At 72.4% G+C, this 23,863-nt stretch carries 21 protein-coding genes and 1 riboswitch; of the genes, 11 read left to right on the forward strand and 10 right to left on the reverse strand.

What is annotated here, in order from left to right; translation table 11 throughout:
* Nucleotides 1–10 precede the first annotated feature (10 nt).
* The 3 genes from OG917_RS28300 to OG917_RS28310 all read right to left on the reverse strand — a co-directional run bounded on the left by OG917_RS28300 (nt 11) and on the right by OG917_RS28310 (nt 3,432).
* The gene (locus OG917_RS28300) at nt 11–454 is read right to left on the reverse strand and encodes a hypothetical protein (RefSeq protein WP_328320903.1); all 444 of its coding nucleotides are present in this window, start codon (nt 452–454) and stop codon (nt 11–13) included.
* A gap of 181 nt (nt 455–635) precedes the next feature.
* A complete protein-coding gene (locus OG917_RS28305; protein WP_328320905.1) occupies nt 636–2,639 on the reverse strand; it encodes a sensor histidine kinase in 2,004 nt (667 codons plus the stop codon).
* Nucleotides 2,640–2,706: 67 nt separating this feature from the next.
* A complete protein-coding gene (locus OG917_RS28310; protein WP_328320907.1) occupies nt 2,707–3,432 on the reverse strand; it encodes a response regulator transcription factor in 726 nt (241 codons plus the stop codon).
* A 144-nt stretch (nt 3,433–3,576) separates the two neighbouring features.
* On the opposite strand from OG917_RS28310, the gene OG917_RS28315 reads away from it, so the two are divergent.
* A complete protein-coding gene (locus OG917_RS28315) occupies nt 3,577–4,011 on the forward strand; it encodes an HD domain-containing protein (protein ID WP_328322251.1) in 435 nt (144 codons plus the stop codon).
* 116 nt (nt 4,012–4,127) lie between these two features.
* On the opposite strand, the gene OG917_RS28320 is transcribed toward OG917_RS28315, so the two are convergent.
* The 3 genes from OG917_RS28320 to OG917_RS28330 all read right to left on the reverse strand — a co-directional run bounded on the left by OG917_RS28320 (nt 4,128) and on the right by OG917_RS28330 (nt 6,849).
* Nucleotides 4,128–5,555: an alkaline phosphatase family protein gene (locus OG917_RS28320; protein ID WP_328320909.1), complete on the reverse strand. Its 1,428-nt coding sequence runs from the start codon at nt 5,553–5,555 to the stop codon at nt 4,128–4,130.
* Nucleotides 5,556–5,830: 275 nt separating this feature from the next.
* Nucleotides 5,831–6,598 (reverse strand): CbtA family protein, encoded by a 768-nt coding sequence (locus OG917_RS28325; RefSeq protein ID WP_328320911.1) that lies wholly within the window; start codon nt 6,596–6,598, stop codon nt 5,831–5,833.
* 26 nt (nt 6,599–6,624) lie between these two features.
* The gene (locus tag OG917_RS28330) at nt 6,625–6,849 is read right to left on the reverse strand and encodes a CbtB domain-containing protein (protein ID WP_328320913.1); all 225 of its coding nucleotides are present in this window, start codon (nt 6,847–6,849) and stop codon (nt 6,625–6,627) included.
* Between the two features lie 3 nt (nt 6,850–6,852).
* Nucleotides 6,853–6,994, reverse strand: a riboswitch (adenosylcobalamin (AdoCbl) riboswitch).
* Nucleotides 6,995–7,129: 135 nt separating this feature from the next.
* Here OG917_RS28330 and OG917_RS28335 point away from each other — a divergent pair.
* Both OG917_RS28335 and OG917_RS28340 read left to right on the forward strand, forming a co-directional pair.
* Entirely contained in the window at nt 7,130–7,699 is a 570-nt protein-coding gene (locus OG917_RS28335) for a histidine phosphatase family protein (RefSeq protein WP_328320915.1), read from the forward strand.
* Between the two features lie 192 nt (nt 7,700–7,891).
* Nucleotides 7,892–8,515: a histidine phosphatase family protein gene (locus OG917_RS28340; protein WP_328320917.1), complete on the forward strand. Its 624-nt coding sequence runs from the start codon at nt 7,892–7,894 to the stop codon at nt 8,513–8,515.
* Here the strand turns inward: OG917_RS28340 and OG917_RS28345 are convergent.
* Entirely contained in the window at nt 8,505–9,278 is a 774-nt protein-coding gene (locus OG917_RS28345) for a DUF2127 domain-containing protein (protein WP_328320919.1), read from the reverse strand. The two genes, OG917_RS28340 and OG917_RS28345, sit on opposite strands and share 11 nt — an antisense overlap.
* Nucleotides 9,279–9,581: 303 nt before the next feature.
* Between OG917_RS28345 and OG917_RS28350 the strand changes: the two genes are divergently transcribed.
* The 6 genes from OG917_RS28350 (at nt 9,582) to OG917_RS28375 (ending at nt 17,086) form a co-directional block, all read left to right on the forward strand.
* Nucleotides 9,582–12,215 (forward strand): ATP-binding protein, encoded by a 2,634-nt coding sequence (locus tag OG917_RS28350; protein ID WP_328320921.1) that lies wholly within the window; start codon nt 9,582–9,584, stop codon nt 12,213–12,215.
* 259 nt (nt 12,216–12,474) lie between these two features.
* Nucleotides 12,475–14,061: an ATP-binding protein gene (locus OG917_RS28355; RefSeq protein ID WP_328320923.1), complete on the forward strand. Its 1,587-nt coding sequence runs from the start codon at nt 12,475–12,477 to the stop codon at nt 14,059–14,061.
* Nucleotides 14,058–14,465, forward strand: coding sequence for a roadblock/LC7 domain-containing protein (locus tag OG917_RS28360; protein ID WP_164266482.1), 408 nt, complete (start codon nt 14,058–14,060; stop codon nt 14,463–14,465). The genes OG917_RS28355 and OG917_RS28360 overlap by 4 nt, the downstream gene beginning before the upstream one ends.
* Entirely contained in the window at nt 14,462–14,836 is a 375-nt protein-coding gene (locus OG917_RS28365) for a DUF742 domain-containing protein (RefSeq protein ID WP_328320931.1), read from the forward strand. The genes OG917_RS28360 and OG917_RS28365 overlap by 4 nt, the downstream gene beginning before the upstream one ends.
* A complete protein-coding gene (locus tag OG917_RS28370; protein ID WP_328320932.1) occupies nt 14,817–15,431 on the forward strand; it encodes a GTP-binding protein in 615 nt (204 codons plus the stop codon). The genes OG917_RS28365 and OG917_RS28370 overlap by 20 nt, the downstream gene beginning before the upstream one ends.
* 149 nt (nt 15,432–15,580) lie before the next feature.
* Nucleotides 15,581–17,086, forward strand: a complete 1,506-nt coding sequence (locus OG917_RS28375; protein ID WP_328320934.1) for a cytochrome P450 — start codon at nt 15,581–15,583, stop codon at nt 17,084–17,086.
* On the opposite strand, the gene OG917_RS28380 is transcribed toward OG917_RS28375, so the two are convergent.
* Nucleotides 17,080–18,165, reverse strand: a complete 1,086-nt coding sequence (locus tag OG917_RS28380) for a terpene synthase family protein (protein WP_328320936.1) — start codon at nt 18,163–18,165, stop codon at nt 17,080–17,082. The genes OG917_RS28375 and OG917_RS28380 overlap by 7 nt on opposite strands.
* Nucleotides 18,166–18,500: 335 nt before the next feature.
* On the opposite strand from OG917_RS28380, the gene OG917_RS28385 reads away from it, so the two are divergent.
* Entirely contained in the window at nt 18,501–19,619 is a 1,119-nt protein-coding gene (locus OG917_RS28385; RefSeq protein ID WP_443059030.1) for a chitinase, read from the forward strand.
* A gap of 144 nt (nt 19,620–19,763) precedes the next feature.
* Complete coding sequence (locus OG917_RS28390; RefSeq protein WP_328320940.1) at nt 19,764–21,974, forward strand: alpha-galactosidase; 2,211 nt, start codon at nt 19,764–19,766, stop codon at nt 21,972–21,974.
* Here the strand turns inward: OG917_RS28390 and OG917_RS28395 are convergent.
* Nucleotides 21,865–22,926, reverse strand: coding sequence for a DMT family transporter (locus OG917_RS28395; RefSeq protein ID WP_328320942.1), 1,062 nt, complete (start codon nt 22,924–22,926; stop codon nt 21,865–21,867). The two genes, OG917_RS28390 and OG917_RS28395, sit on opposite strands and share 110 nt — an antisense overlap.
* Nucleotides 22,923–23,825, reverse strand: coding sequence for a phosphatase PAP2 family protein (locus OG917_RS28400; protein ID WP_328320944.1), 903 nt, complete (start codon nt 23,823–23,825; stop codon nt 22,923–22,925). The genes OG917_RS28395 and OG917_RS28400 overlap by 4 nt, the downstream gene beginning before the upstream one ends.
* Nucleotides 23,826–23,863 lie beyond the last annotated feature (38 nt).

Here is a 23,863-nt window from a genome sequence, read left to right on the forward strand (position 1 = left end):
GTGGGGTGGATCAGCCGTTGCGCTGCGCGGTCGAACGCCGGCGCAGGACGACCGTGCCGGCGCCCGCGAGGAGTACGGCCCCGGCTGCCGAACCGATGAGCGCCGGGGTGGTGCCGCTGTTCCCGGTGGGCCGCTCACCTGCGGCGACACCGCCCCGCGGGGCGGGCGCTGCGGCGGCCCTGTCCTTCGGTACCGGCGTGGCGACCCGCGCCTTCGGCGCGGGCTTGTCGCCCGCGGCGACGCCGCCCCGCGGGGCGGTTCCGGGCCGTACGGCCCGCGGGGCGTTCGCGCGCGCGGCGGCCTCGCTGCGGTCGGCGGGCGCCGCGGACGGCTCGGTCTTGGCGGCAGCGGGCTTGGGGCTGTCGGACGCGAAAGCCGCGGTCGACGGGACGAGCACCGTGCCGACCGCCACAGCGGCGAGCACGGCAGTGCGCAGGGACAGACGTGGGGACATGAACAGCTCCAGTTCCAGCCCGGCCTTGGTGATCCCTGACCGCGGTTCGCGGCAGGCGCCGGGCACGCGGACAGACTCGCAAGCGGTTGTGAGGAAGCTGTCAGGACGCTGTGGTCAACGGATCAGGGCAGCGACGGAAGCGTTTCACCACCCTGACCTGCCCCGCCTTTCCCCCGTCCGGCTACTCCTCCGGCCGTCCGGCGCCGTCCCCCGCGGTCGCTGCCCCGGGACGTTGCACGGGCAGTCTGAGCGTGAAGACCGAACCCTGGCCCTCCGTGCTCGCCGCGCTGACACTGCCGCCATGGCTCTCGGCCAGTTTGCGGACGATCGCGAGCCCCAGCCCGCTGCCGCCGGTGCGGCGGTTACGTGACTTCTCGGCGCGCCAGAAGCGGTCGAAGACATACGGAAGGTCCCCGGCCGGGATGCCCGTACCGGTGTCGGCGACCTCCACCACCACTTCGGAGACGGCCGGGTCCGCGGGGGCACTGCCCGGGGAGGCCTTCGCCGCGACCGCCGGGCCCGGCGCACCGGCCCGTACCCGCAGGTCGACGCGTCCACCGGCCGGCGTGTGCCGGACCGCGTTCGAGACCAGATTGCCCACGGCCTGCCGCAGCCGGACCGGGTCGGCCGTCAGGACCGGCACGGTTGTCCCCGGCGGCGGGTCGCTCACCACCAGCGTCACCCCGGCCGTGTCAGCCCGCGCCTGGTGGGCCGAGGCGACCTGGGCCAGCAGCTCCCGGATCCGTACCGGCTCCACATGCAGCCGCAGCGCCCCCGCGTCGGCCGCCGACAGGTCCTGGAGATCGTCGATGATGTGCTGCAACTGCACCGCCTCCTCCAGGAGCGACGAGACGAACGCCGGGTCCGGCTCCGCCAGGCCGTCCTGGGCGGCCTCCAGCCAGCCGCGGATGTTGCTGAGCGGGGTGCGCAGTTCGTGCGCGACATCGCTCACCATCGCCTTGCGCTGCTCCTCCAGGCGGGCACGGTGCGCCGACATGTCGTTGAACGTGGCCGCCAGCCGGCCGATCTCGTTGTCCGTGGTGACCTCGACGGGATCCGAACTCCCGCTGTCGCGCATCCGCTGCGCGGCGTGGGTGAGCGCGTGCAGCGGACGCACCAGCCGGGCCCCGGCGAGGACCGAGACACCGACCGTGAGCGCGAGAACGAGTGCGGCGGCCCCCGCGATACGGGCGGTGTTGGCCGGAGAGAGGTCGAACCCGGGGACGGTGGCCCCGCCCGTATCGCCGATGAACAGCAGCGCCGGGGACGCGACGTACGAGCTGAGCTGCTCACGGCGTGCGGTGCCGACGCAGGACGCGATGGCCCGGTCGTCGTCGCTGTTGCGGGCGCTGGGCTCCGGCGCCGTACCGGCGCGGGAGTCCGGGACGGCCGGGACAGGTGAGACGGAAGGGAGGGCCGCGGCTGCCTTCGGCTCGGGGGCCGGGAAGTCGTTCCAGGAGAGACTCAGGGACAGCTCGATCCCGCCGCGGTGCTGACGGTGCAGACAGGCGTCGGCCAGGTGGTCGAGGGCGGTGAGCGCCTTCCGCTCCGTCGCGGTGGGCGCGTCCAGCGCCTCCGTGCCGCACCTGGTCCCCTGTGTACGGTCCGGGTCGTTGCCCACGGCCTGGATGCGGGGGCGACCGCTCGGCCCCTCGACCGAGTCCGCCGCGATTCCCAGCGCGCCGAGACAGTCCACGGTGTGGTCGGCGGCGCGCTTCAGCCTTCGGCGCTCCGCGTCGGGCAGCCGGAACGGCCCGACCGCCCGTGGGTCGATCCGGTCGGCCGGGGCGCCCCCACCGGTGGAACTCCGGGCCGCCAGTGTGGTGTCCAGGGAGAGCGGGTCCACCACGGCCGACACCTGGGGCGGCAGCGCGGCCGGCGGCCTGCGGGGCGCGGAGTCGGCGACGGGCTGGTGGTTCTCGGTGGTCAGGGCGATCCGCCGGCCGGACTGCCGGGCCAGCTTGCGTACCGTCTCCCCGACACCGTCCCACCGGGGATGCGCCGCCGCGTAGCCGAGCAGGGTGTTGTAGATACGGGTGTCGGCGGTGAGGTTCTGGCCCTGCTCCTGTTTGATCGCACCCGATGTGGTCTGGGCGGCGAGCCAGGCGGTCGCCACCACCGAACAGGCTGCCACCAGCGCCGACACCGCCAGGAGCCGGCCGAGCAGGCTCTTGCGCAACGGCATTCGCGTCCGCCGGGCGCCCTCCTGGCCTCCCGCGCGGGAGGCCGGGGCCCGCGTCCTTCCGCGCCCTTCACCGCGCCGCAACGGGGGCGCCCTTCGCGGGGTCGGTCAGCTTGTAGCCGACGCCGAACACCGTGAGCAGCCGGACCGGCCGGCGCGGGGCCGCCTCTATCTTCTTGCGCAGGTTCATCACGTGCACATCGACCGTGCGGTTGCTGATGTACCGGTCGAAGCCGTGCAGTTCGGCCAGCAGCTGCTGCCGGGTGAAGACCCGGTCCGGCTCGGCGGCCATCGTGGCCAGTACCCGGAACTCGCCGGGGGTGCAGTCGACCTGCTCGCCCCCGACGGACACGGAGTGCCGCGCCGTGTCCACGACCAGCGCGCCCACGGAGAGGGGCCGGTCGGCGGCGGGCGCCGTGTCCGCGGGGCGCTGGGAGCGGCGGAGCAGGGTGCGCACCCGCGCCATCAGCTCGCGTGGGCTGTAGGGCTTGGTCATGTAGTCGTCCGCGCCCAGGTCGAGACCGAGCAGCAGATCGTCCTCGGTGGTGCGGGCCGTCAGCATCAGGACCGGCAACTCCCGTGACTCCGCGCGCAGGACCCGTACGACGTCCAGCCCGTCGGCGCGCGGCATCATCACATCCAGCACCAGGAGATCCGGTGTTCCGTGCCGCACCTCCTCCAGGGCCGCTAGGCCGTCACCCACCACCGTGACCGCGTGTCCTTCGCGTTCCAGGTAACGGCGGACCAGTTCGGCCTGTTTCTCGTCGTCTTCAGCGACGATGACATGTGCGCACACGCCGCTGATCGTAGATGAGTCCGGAAACCCCCGGACGGCCGCCGCCTACGATGGGGCCGCATGGAGAACTGGGAGAGGGCCGGTCAGCCGGCCGGTGACGTACCGGGCGCGCCGTCCGCCGTCCCGGGGGAGCGGGAAGGCCGGATGGGTGCGGCCGGGGCCGAGGCGCTGGCCAGGCGGGTGCACGCGGCGCAGACCGACAAGGCGGGGCAGCCGTACACCGTGCACCTGGCCGCGGTCGCGGAAGGAGTCGCCGCACGCGGCGGCACCGATGAGCAGATCGCCGCCGCCTGGCTGCACGACGCGGTCGAGGACGGCGCGCTGACGGCGTCCTGGCTGGAGTCGGCGCCGCTGTCGCGCGCCGTCAAGGACATGGTGGCCGCCATGACCAAGCGGGCGGGGGAGAGCCCCGAGGCGTACGCGGCCAGGATCCTCGCGGTCCCGGGCGCGCTGCTGATCAAGGAAGCCGACCTCGCGCACAACGCCGACCCGCAGCGGCTCGCGGTGCTCGACGCGCCGGTCCGGGAGCGGCTCACCGCCAAGTACGCCAGGATGCGCGGCCTGCTGGGGCTCGGCTGACCTGCCCGTCGCACCCCGCCGCGCAGCCGCCACCGGGGCCCCGCCCCGCCGCGACGGCCGCGCGGGAGCACACCTCCGGGGCGGGCCGCGCGGCGGCTGCCGACAGGCCCTGGGCTCTACGTGCGCGGCCGGTGCCCCCGCTCCTGCCGGGGGAACCGCTGGTCGGCTCCGGGCAGTGTCGGCTTGGGGAGCGTGGCCACCTCCTCCTTCGCCTGCTCCAGCTGCCCGGCTGTGTCGTCCGGCAGGTGCGGCGGGCGGTGGTGGCCGTCGGAGAAGCGGAAGGCCGAGGTCAGATCGCCGAAGGTACGGCGGCGCCACTGGGTGATGTTGGGCTCCCGTACCCCGGTGAACCGCTCAAGGAACTGCAGCGCCGACGTGTGGTCGAACTGCTCGCCCGCGACCCAGCCGCCCACCGTCCACGGCGACACGATGATCGCCGGGACCCGGAAGCCGCCGCCGATCGGCAGACCCTGGACGAACTCGTCCGTGGTACCCGCCTTCGGAGTGGGGGGTGCCACATGGTCGAACAGGCCGTCGTTCTCGTCGTAGTTGAGGATGAAGGCGGTCTTCGCCCATACCTTCGGGTTGGACGCGATGGCTTCGATCTTCTGGGCCACGAAGTCCGCGCCCGCCGCCGGGAGGTAGTCCGGGTGCTCGGACTGGTAGCTCGTCGGCATGATCCAGGAGACGGCAGGCAGCCGGTCGTTGCGGGCGTCGTCCTCGAACGTCCCCTCCGGCTGCGGGCGGACCCCGCGCTCGTACAGCTCGTCCCCGGGCCTGGCGTCCTTGAACGTCCGGAAGTTCTCCAGCATGTTGCAGCCGTAGTCGTCGTCCTGCTGGTAGACCTTCCAGCTGACGCCCGCCGCCTGCAACCGCTCGGCGTACGTCGTCCAGCGGTACGGCGTGGGCGCGGTGTTGTTCAGGATCGGCCCGCCCTGGGTGCCGCCCGGGTCGAGCGTGCCCGTCATCCAGTACAGCCGGTTCGGCCAGGTGGGTCCGAACACCGAACAGAAGTAGTTGTCGCAGATGGTGAAGGTCTCCGCGAGCGCGAACTGGAAGGGGATGTCCTCGCGGGTGTAGTAGCCCATGACATAGGGGCCGTTGAGGCCGTCGGCCTTGCGGTGGGCGGGGAGCCACTGGTCCATCCGCCCGCCGTTCCACGCCTCGTGCTGCACCGACCAGGCGTGGCTGGTGGACGGGATGGCCTGGGCGCTCGACGTGTGCGTGTCCAGGTGGAAGGGGAGCAGATAGCCCTTCGGGTTCACCGCGTCGGGCTGGTAGAAGACCGGCCTGCCGTCGGCCAGCTTCTGCGCGTGCGGGTCGCTGAAGCCCCGCACACCGGACAGCGTGCCGAAGTAGTGGTCGAACGAGCGGTTCTCCTGCATCAGCAGGACGACGTGTTCGATATCGCGCAGCGAGCCGTGGCGCGGCGGCCCGGCCGCGACGGCCTTCTGCACGCTGGGCGGCAGCAGCGAGAGCGCCGCCGCGCCGCCGACCGCGCCCGCCGCTGATCCAAGGAGTCTGCGTCGCGTCAAACCGGCCATGAACATCCCCTCCGCAAGCTCGGACGGGCCCTTGTGCAGGACCCTCCGGAACTCTCGCGGGCCGCCGGTGAGGGGCGGAGGAGCGAAACGGTGAACAGGCGGCCAATGAGTGGCAAGGGGTTCGCCAAGCCATGGCCCGGTGCTGCCGCACGGAAGGAGCCCTGCCCGGACACGGCCCGGGCAGGGCTCCTCGGCCGCCACCGCGCGGAGACGAAGGCTTGGGCGGAACCGGTCGGTTCACGGGGGAGGCCGGTTCACTCCGGCGGTACGCGCGCTCAGTTGACGGGAGCGGTGCTCCGCGCCGCCGGGCCGTCCGCGTCCTGTGCCGGAGCCGTCCGCGGCAGGAGATGACGTTCGGCGAGGTGGCCGAAGAGCAGTCCGAACGCGGTCCACAGGGTGAGCTGGATGGCGAGCGCCGAGAGCCGGAACTGCCAGAGCAGGGTGGCCGGGAAGTCCCCGGGCACCTCGTTGACGGCGGGCAGGAACGCGTAGGCGAGACCGACGGCCACCAGGAAGGCGGCCCCGGCCGTGACGGTCGCGTTCCAGTTGCCGAGCCGGGGAGCGAGCCGTTTGCCGAGGATCACAGTGGCGACGGCGAGCAGCACACTGAGCACCATCATCAGGAAGTACAGCGTGGTGCGCTTGCCAATCGTGTCGGGTTCGCCCACCGACGGTGGGTTGGCCGGGTACTTGAGGAACGGCACGAGGTACACGGCGATCAGCGCGGCGACCGAGATCAGCACGGCGGTCGCCCGCGGCCCGAACCGGCCGATACGCCCGAGCGCGAAGCAGAACGCGAGCGCGGCGATACCGCCGATCGCGACTCCGAAGACGAGCACACCGGTGGCAAGACCCGCCGTCGACTGGAGGGAGCGGCTGACCACCTCCATCTCGTGCTCGTGGCTGTGCGCGTCCTCGAACGCGATGGCCGAGTCCACCCGCGGTTCGCCGAGCAGGTAGGCGACGACCAGGGCCAGCAGGCCGGCGACGAGACCGGCCAGCATGCCGCGGACGAGCAGGGCGCGTATGGATATGGAGTTCATGGATGAGGTCCCCTGGACGTCAGTGGTCAGTGGCAGGGGAAGCCGAGGAGATGACGTCCGTCGTGCACCCACTCGTGCACGTCCGTTCCCGAGACGAGAGAGGTCGCTCCCTGCTCGGCGCCGACGAAGTACAGCAGGATGAGCATGAGGATCCCGAAGAAGACCGCCCAGGGGGCGATGGCCTTGAGGGAGAGGGGAGCGATCGCCGGAGTGGCGGGGGCGCTCGGTGCGGGGGCAAGGGAGTTTGCCATGGCAGAACCTCCTGGGGAACACGCGTCCCGATCGTGGTGCCTGAGACGAAGGTGCTGGGTCTGACTTCCCGCGGGGCGGGTTCACAGTGGCGCGACCGTGCCGGGTTTCCACCGGACTTCCATTACGCCTTCGTCATGTTCACGTGGACCGTACCGCCTGCCGGGGCGGCTCCGCTACGGGCCCGTCCGGCCGGACGGGCCGTCACACCCCGTGCGGGCCTCCCCGGCCCACGTGATCTGCTTGCCCTGCCGAGCGGCCGGACGGCGGACGGGAACAGTGATGACGGTACGCGTGATGTTGATCTCACCTGCTCGCAGCGCCGCGCTGCGGGAGGCCCGCTTCGGCGGCGAGGGACCACTGGACGAGGCGGGTCTGCGCAGCGCGGAGCGGGCCGTGGACGCCGTACCGGGGGCCGGCCGGCTGCTGACCGCTCCGGATGGCCGCTGCCGGCAGACGGCCGGCGCGCTGGGTCTGCGGGCCACGCCCGAACCCGCCATCCGGGAATGGGACTTGGGCCGCTGGACCGGCGCCACCCTGGACGAACTGACCGGGCGCGAACCGGATGCGGTGGCCGCCTGGCTGGCCGATCCCTCCGCGGCGCCGCACGGCGGGGAGTCCCTGCACCGGCTGTGCGAGCGGGCAGGCGGCTGGCTGGAGGGGCTGGCAGGCGAGGGCGGCCGGGTGCTCGCGGTCGCCGGGCCCGCCGTGGTGCGGGCAGCCGTACTCCATGCGCTGGCCCTGCCCGCCGGGGTGTTCTGGCGCCTGGACGTGGCCCCGCTGACGCTGACCGAGCTGAGCGGCAGGGCCGGACGGTGGAACCTGCGCACCGGACGGCCGCTGGAGCCATGACCCGGGATGCGCGTACGCGGCCGGTGCGCTCCGCTGGAGGCAGCGGTGCGCCGAGAATCACATCCGCGGGCCGCCCCGGCGGGAATCCTCGCCGGTCGTGACAGGCTGAAGTGAAGGACATCAACACCGAGGTCACCGAGGTCACCGGCTCCACCGGCATCGAGGTGACAGACGCGAAAAGGCAGGGCGGTCATGGGAGAGCTGATTCTCGTACGGCACGGTGAGACCAGCTGGAGCCGCACCGGGAAGCACACCAGCTGGACGGATCTGCCGCTGACCGCGGCCGGCGAGGAGCAGGCCCGCGCGGTCACGCCGCTGCTGGCCCAGCGGCGGATCGCGCTCACCCTGACCAGCACCCTGACCCGCGCCAGGCGGACCGCCGAGCTGGCCGGCCTCGCGCCCGCCCACACCGACGCCGACCTCCACGAGTGGGACTACGGCGCGTACGAGGGCATCACCAGCGTGGAGATCCACCGGGACCGGCCCGACTGGGACCTGTGGACGGACGGAGTGGCCGAGGGCCCGCCCGAGCACCCCGGCGAGACCCCGCAGCAGGTCGGTGAGCGCGCCGACCGCCTCCTGAAGCGGGTCGACGTGGCGCTGCGCGACGCGGACCTCGACGGGGAGGGCGGAGACGTCGTCCTCGTGGGCCACGCCCACTTCCTGCGGGTGCTGACCGCGCGCCGCCTCGGCCTGCCGGCCTCCGCGGGAGCGCTCTTCCGGCTGGACACCGCATCCGTGAGCCGGATCGGCACCGAACACGGCCGGCCCGCCCTCGCCGTCTGGAACCAGGTCCCGGGGCCCGTCAGCGGGTGACGGGCGCCGTCCCGGCCGTCGTCTCCACTTCCAGCAGCGAGGCGCTCTGCCGCTCGGCCTCGAAGGCGGCGTGCCCGCCCCGCAGCCCGAACAGGCGCTTGCCGAGCAGGATGTAGAGCACCGCCAGGACGTTGACCGCCAGGGTGGCGATCTTCAGCCAGCTGACCTTCTCGGTGAGTTCGTACACCTCCAGCGGCAGGAACACCGCCGTGGCGACGACGGTCAGATACTCCGCCCAGCGCTTCGCGCGCCACAGTCCGACGCCCTCGACGATCTCGATCAGTGCGTAGACGACCAGCAGGGTGGCCACCAGGACCAGCGTGGAGTGCTTGTAGCCGAAGGTCTTCTGGATGGTGCCGACGACCGGTGAGTGGTCCAGGTCGTAGTGGAAGTGGCGGAACACCGGGCGCAGGACGTCCAGGTTCTCGTCGAAGAGCCGGCGCACCGCGTCCTGGCTGTTGCTGAACTTCCACACGGCCACGGCGACCAGCACGATGAACACGCCGCGCACCGCCCGCTCCACGGCGAGGAAGCGCAGGATGAACAGATCGCGCAGTACCTTGCCGCGCGGCACGAGCGGGGCGTCCTGCGCGGGGCCCGCCCCGTGCGGGCCGCCCAGCGCGAAGTCCCCGCAGCGCAGGCAGCGCCAGGCCTCGCCGAGCCCTGTCTCGGCGCGCAGCCGCGCCGCGAGCTCCGGTTCCTGCGGGGCGTACGTCACATGCCCACGCCGTGCGCAGGTGCGCCGGTCCCAGTCGATCTTCATGTTCGGTCTTCCCCGTGACTGTTGGTTCCTGTGATGCCCGGCGCCGGCCGGTGGCGGCCGTACCGGTCCAGCGCGGACCGTAGCAGGGCATCGGATGCACCGGATGACAGGCCACCGACAGGTGGGACCCGGGTCCCGGGACGCGGGAATCCTCCAGGGCAGAAGCGAGCAGAAAGATTACTGCCAACGCCCGCAGGGCATGGGGACTTCTGCTCACTCGTGAACCGGTCCTTCCGGACCGCCCCGCGGCCGCGGCCTGCCGGGATATTCTCAGAATCCGTTTGTGCAGGCAGGGGAGGAACGATGGGGTCCCGGAAGGAACGCCCGGCGGCTGTACCGCTTCTGGAGCGGGAGGACGAGATCGCCGTGGGTGCGCACGCCGTGGACGCGCTGTGCGCGGGTGAGTCCGCCGGGGGTCTCCTCATCTACAGCGGTGAGGCCGGTCTGGGCAAGACCGCGCTGCTCGACACGGTGAGTGCCCAGGCAGCCGGGCGCTGCACGGTGTGGTCGGCCCGCGGCGGCGAGACGCTCACCTCCGTCCCCTTCCACGTCGTACGCCAACTCCTCCAGCCCGCCCTCACGATGCCCGGGATCCGGGACGCACGCGATCTGCTCGGTGACCGGTACGACATCGTCGGACCAGCGCTCGGCGTCGCCCCGCCCAGCGCGCAGCAGGCCGACCCGCAGGGTGTCCGCGACGGGCTGGACGCGGTGGCCGCGCGGCTCGCAGAGCTGTTCCGACCGCTGGTCTTCATCGTGGACGACGCCCAGTGGTGCGACCTGGAGACGCTCGCCTGGCTGGCCTCGTTCACCCGGCGCGAGGGCGGGCCCCCGGTGCTGGTGGTGCTCGCGTACCGCACGGGTGAGGCGGTGGGGGACGCCATCGGGTACCTCCGCCTGCTGGAAGGCGCGGCCCGGAAGAACGTGGTGCTGCGGGCACTCACCCCCGACGCCATCGCCCAGCTCTCCCGCAGTGCGCTCGGGGAGCACGCCGACGACCCGTTCTGCCGCGAGGTCTGGGCGGTGACGGGCGGTAACGCCTACGAGACCGTCGAGCTCCTCGCCCGTGTGCAGGACGACGCCCTGGACCCGGTGGAGGATTCGGCGGGCGCCCTGCGAGCGCTGGGCGCCTCGGCCCGCGGGTCGGGCCTGATCGCACGTCTGGAGGAACTGGGCACCGGGGCCACCCGGTTCGCCTGGGCCGCCGGAATCCTGGGCACCGGCATCTCGCTGGGCCTGGCCGCACGGCTGGCGGGCATGGGCGAGGCGGAGGCGGCCGACTGCGCCGAGCGGCTGAGGGCCGCCCGGATCCTGACCGGCACCGATCCCATGGAGTTCGTCCATCCGCTGATCGCCGGCGCCGTCTACCGGGCTGTCCCCGAGGCCACCCGCACCGCGATGCACGGCCAGGCGGCCTGGGCCGTCACCATGGCGGGCCGGGGTGCGGCGGCAGCCGCACCGCATCTGCTCCAGGTCCACCCCGACGACGACCCCGAACTGGTCGCGCAGTTGCGGGAGGCCGCGGCCGAACACCTCGCGGTGGGCGCTCCGGACGCGGCGAGGCGCTGTCTGGAGCGGGCGCTCGAAGAACCGCCGCTGCCCGCCGTGCGCGCCGGTGTGCTCTACGAGCTCGGCTGCGCCACGCTGCTGACCTCACCGGCCACCACGGTCGGGCACCTGCGGGCCGCGCTCGCCGAGCCGGGGCTCGACGCCGCCCTGCGGGTGGACGCCGTCTTCCGGCTGGCCCAGGCACTGACCCACAACAACCAGACGCGTGAGGCCGCGGAGGCGGTGGCGGCCGAGGCGGAGGTGACCGAACCGGGCCCCGCCAGACGGCGCCTGCAGACCGCGCACTTCCTCTGGGAGGGCGTCCAGGCGGTCGAGGACGACGGCCCCGCTCGTTCCCGGCGCCTCGCGGCGATGACCGACAGCCTGGGCGGCCAGGACAACTCCGAGCGGATCCTGCTCATACTGCGCGCGTTCGACGGCACGGCCCGCGGTGAGAACGCCGAGGAGATCGTCGGGATCTGTGACCGGGCCCTGGTCAACGGACGGCTGCCTCCCGGCATCGGCTGGACCGGCACCTCGTGGGGATTCGAACCGGCCGCGCTCCTCGGCCTCTCGTACGCCTACGCCGACCGGCTCGACCGGGCCGAGAGCCTCTTCTCCGAGGCGCTCCGCTCGTTCGAGGTGTCCGGCTGGAGCGGCGGCCATCTCTCGTTCGCCAACGCCCTCGTCGGCTACCTCCAGCGCAGGCGCGGCCGGCTGGCCGAGGCCGAGACCTATCTGCGGGAGAGCCTGCGGCTCGCGGAACGGGTCGGCAACGGCCTCCCGATGAACTGGGACGCGGCCTGCATGCTCATCGACACCCTGCTGGCGCGCGGCCATGTCGATGCCGCCCGCGAGGCGGCCGAGCGGTACGGCTTCGCCGCGCCGTACCCCTCCGCGATCGTGATTCCCGACGCGCCATCGGTGCGTGGCAGGCTGCTGCTCGCCTGCGGCCGCACGAAGGAGGCCATCGCCGAACTGGAGGCGGCGGGCGATGCGTTGCGGGTGCGCGGCCGGCACAACAGCGTCATGGCGCCCTGGGCGGGCGATCTGGTGCGCGCTCTCGCCACCGAGGACCCGGAGCGCGCAGCGGAGCTGGTGACGTACGTCCGGGACCGCGCCGAGCGGTTCGGCACCGACACCGCCATCGGGGAATCGCTGCGGATCGCCGCGGTCCTGGAGAGCGGCGGCCGTGCCGTGGAGCTGCTCGGCGGCGCCGTCGCCTATCTCGAAGCGTCCCCGTGCGCCTACGAACACGCCCAGGCGCGGGTCGAGTTCGGCATGGCTGCCGGCTCCCGGCCCGACCTCGAACGCGGGCTCGCCCTCGCCGAGTCCTGCGGCGCCGACGGCCTGGCGGACAGGGCCCGCCGCGCCCTGCACCTGCGCTGACACCAACCTGTCCCCTTCCGGGGGCACTTGGGACAGATGTTCGGTCACTCCCCGTGTGTGAACGAGAGCTGACTGTGCAAAACCGGTGAGTCTATTCCTCTGAAGTGGCCACCGCACAAGGTTGGAAGAATATGCCGCCGCGGTGATCTGATCGGGCTACGCTCGCTCATTGTGAGTTGAGATGACATGTATTCATGCACTTGTTCCCACATGTCTTGATAGTTCGATTCTGCCCACCGTCAACTGCCAGAGGGATTACATGGTTCGCGTTGAGGCGCCTCCAACCGAGCGGACAGCGCCACTGGTTCGTGCGCTGCTGCTCTCCGTCGTGACGACGTCGGCAGCCACAGCCGTGGGCGCGGTCGTGGTCGACCGGGCCGCCCGGATACCCCTTGTCTGGGCCGGCGCCCTGGCCACCGTCGTCATCGCCGTACTCGTCACCGCGCTCGTCCGTCGCGCCTCGGCGACCCGCACGCTCCACCGGGCCTACGGCGAGCGGCTGGCGTTCCTGGAGCAGCGGCTCGCCGCGCACGACGCGGAGACCGTACGGCTCGCCAAGGAGCTGATGCCGGCCGCGATCCACCGGCTCAAGCACGGTGAGTCGCCCCTGGAGGTCATGCGCATCCTCGTCGACGACAACGAGATGTACCGCGACCTCCCCTCCGCGCAGCGCGAGATCCTCGCCGCGCTGCTGAAGATCGTCGACGACGAGGAGTCGCAGCGCGAGGGGGCGCAGTTCGCGTTCGTCGGCATCGCCCGCCGCGTCCAGGCCATCGTCCACCAGCAGGCCGCGGAGCTGCGGGAGATGGAGGAGGACCACGGCCGCCAGCCCGAGGTCTTCGACGACCTGCTCCGCCTCGACCACGGCAACGCGCTCATCGGGCGCCTCGCCGACAGCATCTCCGTGCTCGGCGGCGCCCGCCCGGGACGCCAGTGGCCCAAGCCCGTACCGCTGTTCAGCGTGTTGCGCGGAGCGATGTCCCGCATCCTGGAGTACCCGCGGGTCGATCTGCACTCCATCGCCAAGGTCGCCATCGTGGGCCCGGCCGTCGAGCCGCTGATCCACGCCGTCGCCGAGCTCCTCGACAACGCGACCCGCTATTCGCCGCCGCAGACCCGCGTCCATGTCACCGCGGTCGAGGTGCAGACCGGGATCGCCATCGAGATCGAGGACGGCGGGGTCAGCCTCAGCGAGGAGGCCCGCAAGCGTGCCGAGGGCATGCTGCTCAAGGCGCAGGCCGGCGCCGACCTGAACCACCTCGGCGAGTCGCCCCGGCTCGGCATGGCCGTCGTCGGGCGGCTCAGCCAGATGTACAACCTCAAGGTCGCGCTGCGTCAGTCGGCCTACGGCGGCGTCCGGGCGGTGCTGATCGTGCCCCGCGAGATGATCACCACGGGCCCCGCCACCGGGATCGCACACGGAATCGGTGCGGCAGGACAGCCCCGCACCGGAGCGGACACGGACATCGGCGCGTTCGCCGACCGCGTCCCTTCCAGGGCCCCGCGCAAGGCCACCGTGCCCAAGCGCCCCGCCCCGGCAGCGCTGTCGATGGAGGACGACGTACCGGTGGTGACCGAGTGGACCCCGAACGGACTGCCGCAGCGCCGCAGCCGTCTCCGCTCGTCCTTCGGCTCGGAGCAGGCTCCCGCGACGGTGCCGGCCCCCGCGACCGAGTCCGATCCCCGCACGCCACGGGTGCCCGGGGATTCGCAGGAACCGGAGAAGGACGAGCCCCAGCCGGGAATCTGGCTTGAGGCCTTCACCAAGGCGGCCAACGGAGTGCCGCAGGAGCCGTCCGGCGTCGGAGAGCCCGGCGATCCGCGGGACAAGGGGGACCTGGCGTGATTCAGCAACTGGGCAGCATGGACTGGATGCTCAAGGAGCTGGCCGACGGGGTCCCCGGGATCCAGCAGATCGTGGTGCTCTCCGCCGACGGCCTGCGGATCGCCCGGCACGGCGGTGACCCGGACGGCGCGGACCGCCTCGCGGCGGCCTGCGCCGGGCTCCAGAGCCTCGCCGCGGCGGTCGCCACCGAGATCCCGGAGAGCGACGGCAGAATGCGGCTGGTCGTCATCGAGATCACCGGCGGGTTCTTCTACCTGATGGCCGCTGGCACCGGCTCGTATCTCGCCGTCCTCACCGACGAACGGGTCGAAGCAGGCCTGGTCGGCGCGCAGATGCGCGACATGGTGGTACGGATCGGTGCCCATCTGGCCAGCCCGCCCCGGCACGACGGGAAGGCCGGATGAATGTGCCGCCCCCCAGAGAACGCCGGAAGGCCGAGCCGGATTCGGGGGACCCGGAACGGCTCTATGTGATCACCGGCGGGCCGGACGGGGCCGAGCGGGCCGCACTCGACCTGGTCACCATCGTGGTGTCCCGGGCCGAGCCCTCCCCGACCGTCCAGCCGGAACAGGCAGCGATCGTACGGCTGTGCGACTCACCGCTGTCCGTGGCTGAGATCTCCGCCTATCTGCGCCTGCCGTTCAGCGTGGTGACCGCGCTGCTGACCGATCTCCTCGCGGCCGAACTGGTCGAGTCGCGCGCGCCCATCGTCCGCGCCGCGCTGCCGGACAGGGCCCTTCTCGAAGCGGTGATGCATGGACTCCAGAAGCTCTGACACGATCGCAGGCCCCAGGAGGGAAGACGTACTGCCCGACACGGCCACGGCCGCGGTCAAGATCGTGATCGTGGGCGGGTTCGGGGTCGGCAAGACGACGATGGTGCGTTCGGTGAGCGAGATCCGCCCGCTGACCACCGAGGAGACGATGACCCAGGCCGGGGTCGGAGTCGACGACAACTCCGGTGTGGAGAGCAAGACCGCCACCACCGTGGCGATGGACTTCGGCCGGATCAGCATCAGCGAACAACTCGTGCTCTACCTCTTCGGCACCCCCGGCCAGGAGCGCTTCTGGTTCCTGTGGAACGGCCTCTTCGAAGGCGCGCTCGGCGCCGTCGTGCTGGTCGACACCCGCAGGCTTGAGGTGAGCTTCGACGTGATCGGCCGGCTGGAGGAGCGCGGCGTGCCGTTCATCGTCGCCATCAACACCTTCCCCGACGCGCCCCGGCACCGCCTGGAGGCGCTGCGGGTCGCGCTGGACCTGCCCGACGAGGTCCCGATCGTGGACTGCGACGCCCGCCAGCGCGCCTCAAGCCGCGACACCCTGATGGCCCTCATGCGCTATCTGCACTCCCTCGCCGTGCGACGGGCCTAGGAGGGGACCGCACCGCCGTCCGGACGACGACGCGGCGGTGCGGCCCCCCCCGGCCCCCCGGCCCAGCAGGACCATGCCGGGCCGGTCCCGCCCGGTCCGCACGCAACACCCCCAGCCCTCGTGTCCCGTCCGTACGTATTGGAGTGATCGTGACAACCCCCTTCGACCATCAGCCCGGCACCGGCGCGGCTGTCCCGCCGCCGCAGTGCCCGGCCCACGGGCTCGGGCCCGGCGGCCTTCGGCGGCTGTACGGGACCGAGGCAGAGCAGGACCCGATGGGCCTGTACGAGAAGCTGCGCACCGAGCACGGTCCGGTGGCACCGGTCCTGCTCCACGGGGACGTGCCCGCCTGGCTGGTCCTCGGCCACAGCGAGAACCTGTACATGACCCGTACGCCCTCGCTCTTCTCGCGTGACTCACGCCGCTGGCGCGCCCTCCAGGACGGTTCGGCGCCGCCCGACCACCCGCTCGCCCCGATCTTCACCTGGCAGCCGATCTGTGTCTTCGCCGACGGCGCCGAACACGAGCGGCTGCGCGGCGCCGTCACCGACGCGATGTCGCACATCGACACCCGCAACACCCGGCGTTTCATCAACCGTTACAGCAACCGGCTGGTCAACGACTTCTGCCGGGACGGGAAGGCCGATCTCGTCAGCCGGTTCGCCGAACACCTGCCGATGATGGTGATGTGCCAGATCCTCGGTATGCCCGAGGAGTACAGCGAACGGCTGGTGCAGGCCGCCCGCGACATGATCAAGGGCACCGAGACCGCCATCGTGAGCAACTCCTATGTGATGGCGGCGCTGAACCGGCTGGTCGCCCAGCGCCGGTCGGCCCCGCAGGAGGACTTCGCCAGCCGGCTGATCACACATCCGGCCGGACTCACCGACGACGAGGTCAGCCAGCACATGCGGCTGGTGCTCATCGCCGCCTACGAGACCACCGCGAACCTGATCGCGAACGTGCTGCGCATGGTCCTCACCGATCCCCGCTTCAGGGCCCAGCTGAGCGGTGGTCATATGACGGTCCCCGAGGCGGTCGAGCAGACGCTCTGGGACGAGCCGCCCTTCACCACGATCTTCGGGCGCTGGGCCGTCGGTGACACGGAGCTGGGGGGCCAGCGGATCAGGGCGGGCGACGCCCTGGTCGTCGGGATCGCGGCAGCCAACATCGACCCGGTCGTCCGTCCTGACCCGAACGCCTCCATGCAGGGAAACCGGGCCCATCTCGCGTTCAGCGGAGGTGCGCACGAGTGCCCGGGGCAGGACATCGGGCGTGCCATCGCCGACGTGGGTGTCGACGCGCTGCTGATGCGGCTCCCCGATGTGGAACTCGCCCTGGAGGAGCACGAGCTGAGCTGGACCGGTTCGCTGATGTCGCGTCATCTGGACCAGCTGCCCGTCACGTTCGCGCCGCGTCCGCCGCAGGACATCATGGTGGCGCCGTCCCCCGCGGCGATGCCACCGCCGCGTGACGACTGGGAGGTCACCACGCACGCGGCCCCCGCGGCGCCCGTCGTGCCGCAGCGGCCGGCGCTGCCTGCCCCCACCCCGCCGGCGCAGGCCACACCGCCCGCAGCCGCCGTACCGGCGCAGCGCGGTTCGGCGCCCAAGCGGCTGTGGCGGGCGCTGGCAGGCTGGTGGCGCGGCTACTGACCGTCGTCGAGCTGTTTCCACCACCACGAGACGGACGCAAGCGGGAGCGGGTCCTGGTCGACCACGGCCGGGAGCCGCTTCCACCAGCTGTCGGGGCCGGTCGCCGGGGCGCCCGGCACCGTGTACCGGGGGCAGACCGATGCCCAGTCCAGGTGACCGCGGACGAACTGTGCCAACCCGTCGATGTAGCCCTGCAGTTGGAGTCCGGCATCCCGCAGCGCCTGCTCCCGCAGCCGCATGAAGAGCACCATCACCCGGTCGCGCATCACCACGGCCTCCTGCTGGGCGCGGTGTGCGTCGATGTCGTACTCCTGGGCCAGTACGTCGATCAGGTTCAGATCGTCGTCGGCCCGCAGGATTTCCTTGTTGCGCGAGTAGAGGTCGTTGTCCCAGCTGACCAGTGTCCAGGTGATCTCGGTCAGGGCGCGTATCCGGGGATGGTCCAGTTCTTCGTCGGTGAGCGTCAGCCCTCCGGCGATGTCGATCATCGCGGTGGAGGGGGCCATCCCTATGGCCCGCATCCAGAGAGTGATGTAGTCGTCCAGGGAGGGGAGGCCCGGGCTGCTGCGCCAGGACGCCTCCCAGACGAGTCCGGAGGTGTAGACGCGCATGGCCTCCGTCCACCGGCGCAGCTGGGCCGGCGTGGCATGCCGGGCGAGGTCGAGCCGGATGGAGCGCAGCGCCGCCGTGCGCGCGGACTCGCCCGGTGCGGGAGCGGCGTAGGGGGCCTCGACGGCGCGCATGATGCGGCCGGTCTCCTGGGCGAGCAGGCCCGCGGTGGCGTACGACTCGTCGCACAGTCCGTCGTCGAGGGAGAACAGCACGGCGTGCAGTCGCGCCATCAGGGTCAGTGGCTCGATCCGTCCGTACGGCATGGTCGATGCGGTGAGGCCGCCGAAATCGCAGAGGGTGAGGCGGCGCCGCTGCTGCTCGTCGGTGTCGAGGTCCTGCTGCAGCATCCACCGTACGGTCGCCTCGTTCAGCGAGGCGGCCTCGGGGTGGGTACTGGGCGGCACCGGGCAGTAGAAAGGCGCTGCTGGGAGCTGCTGAACCAGCCGTTGATGCGGGGCGATGGTCATAATCAGCCTCCAAGTGCGGAATGCCTGACGGTGCGCTGGAGCGTATACGCCCACGCCCGATCGTTGTTTACGATACAACTAGCAGACGAGTGGCCTCAATTGACCAATAATTGTCTTGAATCGAATCTAGCGCAGGTGCGTCCTGCGGTCGATCCTCTGGTGTCCCGTCGTCGGCCGGGGCCCGCCCGCAGAGGCTCCGCGCCTGTCCCCGCCGTCTTCATCCCCGTTCCCGGTCAAGGTGGTTGACGCGGGCAACCGGCGCGGGTTGACTCGGGCGCGGCATCAAAGTCCGGACCAATGCGAGGGGTCCGTGCTGTCCACGATCCGACAGGCGCGTGCCGGTCACACACCCCCGCGCGCACTCCCGCACACCCTGCACGCACCCCCGCCCGCCCCCCCCTGCAGGAACGCAGCCCCTTCCCTCCCCCACATCAGGAAGGCTCCCCATGAGCCACCCCTCCCGGCAGGGCGTCCGGCCGCCGAGCCGCCGCCTCCGTCTGCTCTCCCTCGCCGTCGCGGTGACGGCCGTCGCCTCGGGCACCGCCTTCAGCGCACAGGCGGCCCCCGCTCCGGTCGCGGCGCCGCAGGCCGTCGCGCCGTACCTCTACAACGGATGGGGCAGCCCGCCGGACCCCAGTGAGGTACAACAGGCCACCGGGGTGCGCTGGTTCACCCTCGCCTTCGTGCTCAGCGACGGCGGCTGCAACCCCAAGTGGGACGGTTCCAGGCCGCTCACCGGCGATGTCGACCAGCAGACGGTGAACGCCGTACGGCAGGGCGGCGGCGATGTGGTGCCGTCGTTCGGCGGTGCCAGCGGCAACAAGCTGGAGGAGTCCTGCGCGGACGCGGGCGCGCTGGCGGGCGCGTACCAGAAGGTGATCGACGCGTACGGCCTCAAGGCGATCGACATCGACATCGAGGGCGACGCGTACAACAGCGCGGCCACCCAGCAGAAGACCGTCGACGCGCTCAAGCAGGTCAAGGCCGACAACCCGGGTCTGGTCACGTACGTGACGTTCCCCAGCGACCAGAGCGGTCCCGACGACAGCATGATCCGGCGCGCGGCCGGTGCCGGGCTCACGGTGGACGGCTGGACGATCATGCCGTTCGACTTCGGCGGGGCGGGGAAGAACATGGCCGACCTGACCGAGCAGGCCGCGGACGGGCTGAAGAACTCCGTCAAGAGCGCCTACGGGTACAGCGACGACGAGGCCTACCGGCACAGCGGGATCTCCTCCATGAACGGCATCACGGACAACCAGGAGACCGTCACCACCGCGGACTTCCAGGCGATCACCGACTACGCGTCGGAACACCACCTGGCCCGGCTGACCTTCTGGTCGGTCAACCGTGACCGGCCCTGCCCCGGGAGCTACCCCAACGACGACACCTGCTCGGGCGTCTCCCAGGACCCGTGGCAGTTCAGCAAGATCCTCGCGCAGTACCAGGGCTGACCCGCCCACCGCCTGGACCCGTCCGCCCCCGGTGCCGTCCCGCTCGCGGCGCCGGGGGCGCGGACCACGGAGGCATACGCGGTCCCGGGCCGGGGCACCGATGACCTTCCCGGGCCGCCCGGGAGACGAGAGAGGACGCCCCGTATGCCCCGCACCCTCCCCAGGACCGTCCAGCTGCGTGCGGCGGGCGTCGGTCTGGTCGTCGAGCTGTGCGCACCGCTGCCACGGATCCTGCACTGGGGCGAGGACCTCGGCGGGCTCACGGACGAGGAGTGCGGCGCGCTCGCTCTCACCGCGGATGGCGCTGTGCTGCACAACTCGCTCGACGAACCACGGCAGTTCACCGTCTGGCCCACCGAGGCCGACGGCTGGTCGGGCACCCCCGCCCATCAGGGGCATGCGGCGGGCACCGCCACCACGCCGAAGCCCCGTCTCGTCGCAGCCGAGGAGCACGACGGCGAACTGGTCCTGCGGCTCGCCGAGGACGGCGCGGGGCTCGACCTCACCCTCGCCTACCGGCTCGGCCCTTCCGGGGTGCTCGCCGTGCGGACCACCATCGCACGGCGCCCGGACGCCGGCCCCGCCCCGTACGACCTCAGCGCCGTCACCACCCTGCTGCCGCTGCCGCACAGGGCATCGGAGGTCCTCGACTTCACCGGCAGGTGGTGCCGCGAACGGTCCCCGCAGCGCAGGCCGCTCGGGTACGGCGGCCACGTACGGGAACAGCGCCGGGGGAGGACCGGCCAGGACGCCCCGTACCTGCTCACCGTCGGAGTGCCCGGCTTCGGCTTCCGCACCGGCGAGGTGTGGGGCGTGCACATCGGGTGGAGCGGCAATCAGCGCTGGCTGGCCGAGCGGCTGCCCGAGGGAGCCGGGACGCACGCCTCCGTGCTGGGCGGCGGGGAACTGCTCGCCCCCGGTGAGATACGGCTCGCGCCGGGGGAGACGTACACCTCGCCGGTCTGCTGGTTCGGCTGGTCGGGCAGCGGCCTCGACGGCCTCGCCGACCGCTTTCACACGCTGCTCAGGTCCCGCCCCTCGCATCCCGCTACACCGCGCCCGCTGACCCTGAACAGCTGGGAGGCCGTGTACTTCGACCAGCGGCCCGGGCGTCTTGTCGCCCTCGCCGACGCGGCCGCCGACATCGGCGTGGAGCGGTTCGTGCTGGACGACGGCTGGTTCCTCGGACGCCGGGACGACACCGCGGGACTCGGGGACTGGACCGTCGACCCGGCGGTGTGGCCGGACGGGCTTGCCCCGCTCGCCGACCGGGTGCACGCGCGCGGCATGCAGTTCGGGCTGTGGGTCGAGCCGGAGATGCTCAGCCTGGACTCGGAGCTGGCCCGCGCCCGTCCGGGGTGGATCCTCGGCCCGAGCGCGGGTCTCGGCCCCGGCTCCCGTCATCAGTACGCGCTCGACATCGGAAACCCGCAGGCATGGGCGTATCTGCTGGAGTCGCTGGACACGATCGTCACCCAGTACTCCGTCGACTACCTGAAGTGGGACCACAACCGGGACCTGCACGAGGCGGTCCGGCGTGCGGCGGACGGCCGCGACCGCCCCGGTGTCCATGCCCAGACGGAGGCGCTGTACCGGCTGCTCGACGCGCTCAGGTCCCGCCACCCCGGACTGGAGATCGAGAGCTGCTCCAGCGGCGGGGCCCGGGTCGACCTGGGAATCCTGGCCCATACCGACCGGGTGTGGGCGTCGGACTGCAACGACCCCGTCGAGCGCCAGGCGATCCAGCGCTGGACCGGTCAGCTGCTGCCTCCCGAGCTGATCGGCTCCCACGTCGGCGATGCCCGCAGCCACACCACCGGACGGATCACGGACAGCTCCTTCCGGCTGCTCACCGCGCTGTTCGCGCACGCCGGAATCGAGCGTGACCTCGCCGCCTGCACCCCTGGCGAGCTGGCGGAGCTACGGGCCTGGGGCGCCCTCTACAAGGAGCTGCGGCCGCTGCTGCACAGCGGCCGGGTGGTCCGCGCCGACCTCGGCGAGGACAGCGCGCTGCTGCACGGGGTGGTGGCCGCCGACGCGAGCGCCGCCGTGTACTGCTGGGCGCAGACGGCCAGTTCGCCACAGGCCCAGCCGGGCCGGGTCGCGCTGCCGGGACTGGACCGGGCCGGCAGTTACCGGGTCCGTGTCAGGACCGAGGCCGGGCTGCCCTCGTTCCGCCAGGTCGTGGCGCCCGCCTGGGTCACCGCCGCCCTCGGCGGCTGGGTGGAGCTGCCGGGGCCGGTGCTCAGCGGAGCAGGGGTGCCGATGCCGGTGCTCGATCCGGGCCAGGCGCTGCTGATCGAGGTACGGCGGGCGGCACGGACGACGCGGGTGCGGACTGCGGCCGGGGTGTGACGGTGCGCGGCTGTGTGGTCGGCAGCTCCGGCCGGACGGACACGCGCAGCGCGCGCGGCGGCTCGGGTGCCGAGGCCGGCGCCGGTACGTCCGCCGGACGCGGCGGGCCCTGCGCCGCGCCGGTCGCCCGGGTGAGGAGGATCACTCCCCGGGCGGCGGCTCCCGCGCCCACGGCGGCCAGCAGCACGCCGACGGCGCCGCCCTGGAGGCGTTCGCCCAGCAGGGCCAGGCCGATCACCGAAGCGGCGACCGGGTTGGCGAGTGTGACCAGGGCGAGGGGGGCGCCGAGCCCGCCCCGGTACGCGGTCTGCGAGAGCAGCAGTCCGCCCACCGCGAAGCCCGCGACGAGCAGCGCCACGACGGCGGTCCGCCAGCCGGGCGCCGGGCCCTGCGTGTGGTCGGTGACCGAGACGGTCACGGTCTGGGTGAGCGCCGACGCGACCCCGGAGACGATCCCGGACGAGGTGGCGAACCGCAGACCGGGGCGTGCGCCCGGCCGCCCCGCACGCCGGACGAGCGCGGCGACCAGCACGAGGGCCACCGCCGCGACACCCAGCGCCTCGGGCAGCGAGAGCGTCTCGTGCGGAGGGGTGCCACCGGCGGCCAGCAGCAGCGCGGCCAGGCCGAGCAGGGTGAGGACGGTACCGCGCCACTCGATCCGGGAGACCCGCCGGCCGGCGAGGCGCGCGCCCAGCGGTACGGCCGCGACCAGGGTGAGCGCGCCGAGCGGCTGCACCAGGGTGAGCGACCCGTACTTCAGCGCCGCCACATGCAGGAGCGCCGCTGCCGCGTTGAGGCCGACGGCCCACCACCAGGCGCTGTGGCCGAGCAGGCGCAGCAGCCCGGAACCCGGTCCGGAACGGGAGGCGAGACGCTCCTGGGCGACCGCGGCCGTGGCGTACCCGACGGCGGACAGCAGGGAGAGGGCGACGGCGGCCAGGGTGGCGTTCACGGGCACGCTCCACGGGCGGCGAGCGCGCGGACGGGCTCGGAGTACGGCTCTGGGTCGGAGGGCGCGGAGGGCGCCGGTACGAAGGCTGTGGGTGCCGGGACCGGTGCGCCGGTGCCGGCCTCGGCCGCGCGGGCCGGGAGCTTCGCCCCGGCCGGCGGCCGGCGGGTGCCGGCCGCCTCGCGGGGCAGCCGGATGAGGGCCAGCGCGAGGGCGAGCAGCGCCGTGGCGACGAGGGAGTCGAGCCAGTAGTGGTTGGCCGTGCCCACTATCACCAGCAGGGTGACCAGCGGGTGGAGCAGCCACAGCCAGCGCGCCCGGGACCGGGTGGCGGCGATCAGGCCGATCGCGATCATCAGGGCCCAGCCGAAGTGCAGCGAAGGCATCGCCGCGTACTGGTTGGCCACGGAGTCGGTGGCGGGTGCGGACCCGTAGACGGACGGCCCGTAGACCTGCCCGGTGTCGACCAGGTGGGCCTCGGCCAGCATCCGTGGCGGGGCCAGCGGTACGAGCAGATGCAGGGCCAGCGCCGCGCCGGTCAGCGCGGTCAGGACGCGGCGCACCCACACGTAGTGGCGTGGCCGGCGCCAGTAGAGCCAGGCCAGGAAGAGGACGATCGCGGGGAAGTGCACGGCCGCGTAGTACGTGTTCGCCACATGGGTCAGCGCGTCGCTGTGCAGCATCGCCCGCTGCACCGAGCCCTCGCCGGGCAGATGCACCGCGCGCTCGAAGCTCCAGACGCGGTCCGCGTTGTGGAACGCCTCGCCGACGTGACCGCTCGCCACCTGCCGGCCCACTTTGTAGACGAGGAAGAGTCCGACGACCAGCAGGAGCTCACGTACGAGTGGCGGGCGGGCCGCGGTGTGCGGCTCCCTCTCGACCGGCTCGGTAAGGGCACTCATCACCCCGGCCCCCTTCGCATTGCCCAACAGAATGTCCG

This window comes from Streptomyces sp. NBC_00388 (assembly GCF_036061255.1).
Taxonomy (GTDB): domain Bacteria; phylum Actinomycetota; class Actinomycetes; order Streptomycetales; family Streptomycetaceae; genus Streptomyces.

Coding starts and splice junctions, on each gene's coding strand:
- OG917_RS28320 (WP_328320909.1), bottom strand. CDS start 5,555: ATGGCCGGTTTGACGCGACGCAGACTCCTTGGATCAGCGGCGGGCGCG.
- OG917_RS28335 (WP_328320915.1), top strand. CDS start 7,130: ATGACGGTACGCGTGATGTTGATCTCACCTGCTCGCAGCGCCGCGCTG.
- OG917_RS28325 (WP_328320911.1), bottom strand. CDS start 6,598: ATGAACTCCATATCCATACGCGCCCTGCTCGTCCGCGGCATGCTGGCC.
- OG917_RS28330 (WP_328320913.1), bottom strand. CDS start 6,849: ATGGCAAACTCCCTTGCCCCCGCACCGAGCGCCCCCGCCACTCCGGCG.
- OG917_RS28370 (WP_328320932.1), top strand. CDS start 14,817: ATGGACTCCAGAAGCTCTGACACGATCGCAGGCCCCAGGAGGGAAGAC.
- OG917_RS28400 (WP_328320944.1), bottom strand. CDS start 23,825: ATGAGTGCCCTTACCGAGCCGGTCGAGAGGGAGCCGCACACCGCGGCC.
- OG917_RS28365 (WP_328320931.1), top strand. CDS start 14,462: ATGAATGTGCCGCCCCCCAGAGAACGCCGGAAGGCCGAGCCGGATTCG.
- OG917_RS28315 (WP_328322251.1), top strand. CDS start 3,577: ATGGGTGCGGCCGGGGCCGAGGCGCTGGCCAGGCGGGTGCACGCGGCG.
- OG917_RS28390 (WP_328320940.1), top strand. CDS start 19,764: ATGCCCCGCACCCTCCCCAGGACCGTCCAGCTGCGTGCGGCGGGCGTC.
- OG917_RS28300 (WP_328320903.1), bottom strand. CDS start 454: ATGTCCCCACGTCTGTCCCTGCGCACTGCCGTGCTCGCCGCTGTGGCG.
- OG917_RS28345 (WP_328320919.1), bottom strand. CDS start 9,278: ATGAAGATCGACTGGGACCGGCGCACCTGCGCACGGCGTGGGCATGTG.
- OG917_RS28380 (WP_328320936.1), bottom strand. CDS start 18,165: ATGACCATCGCCCCGCATCAACGGCTGGTTCAGCAGCTCCCAGCAGCG.
- OG917_RS28350 (WP_328320921.1), top strand. CDS start 9,582: ATGGGGTCCCGGAAGGAACGCCCGGCGGCTGTACCGCTTCTGGAGCGG.
- OG917_RS28355 (WP_328320923.1), top strand. CDS start 12,475: ATGGTTCGCGTTGAGGCGCCTCCAACCGAGCGGACAGCGCCACTGGTT.
- OG917_RS28340 (WP_328320917.1), top strand. CDS start 7,892: ATGGGAGAGCTGATTCTCGTACGGCACGGTGAGACCAGCTGGAGCCGC.
- OG917_RS28305 (WP_328320905.1), bottom strand. CDS start 2,639: ATGCCGTTGCGCAAGAGCCTGCTCGGCCGGCTCCTGGCGGTGTCGGCG.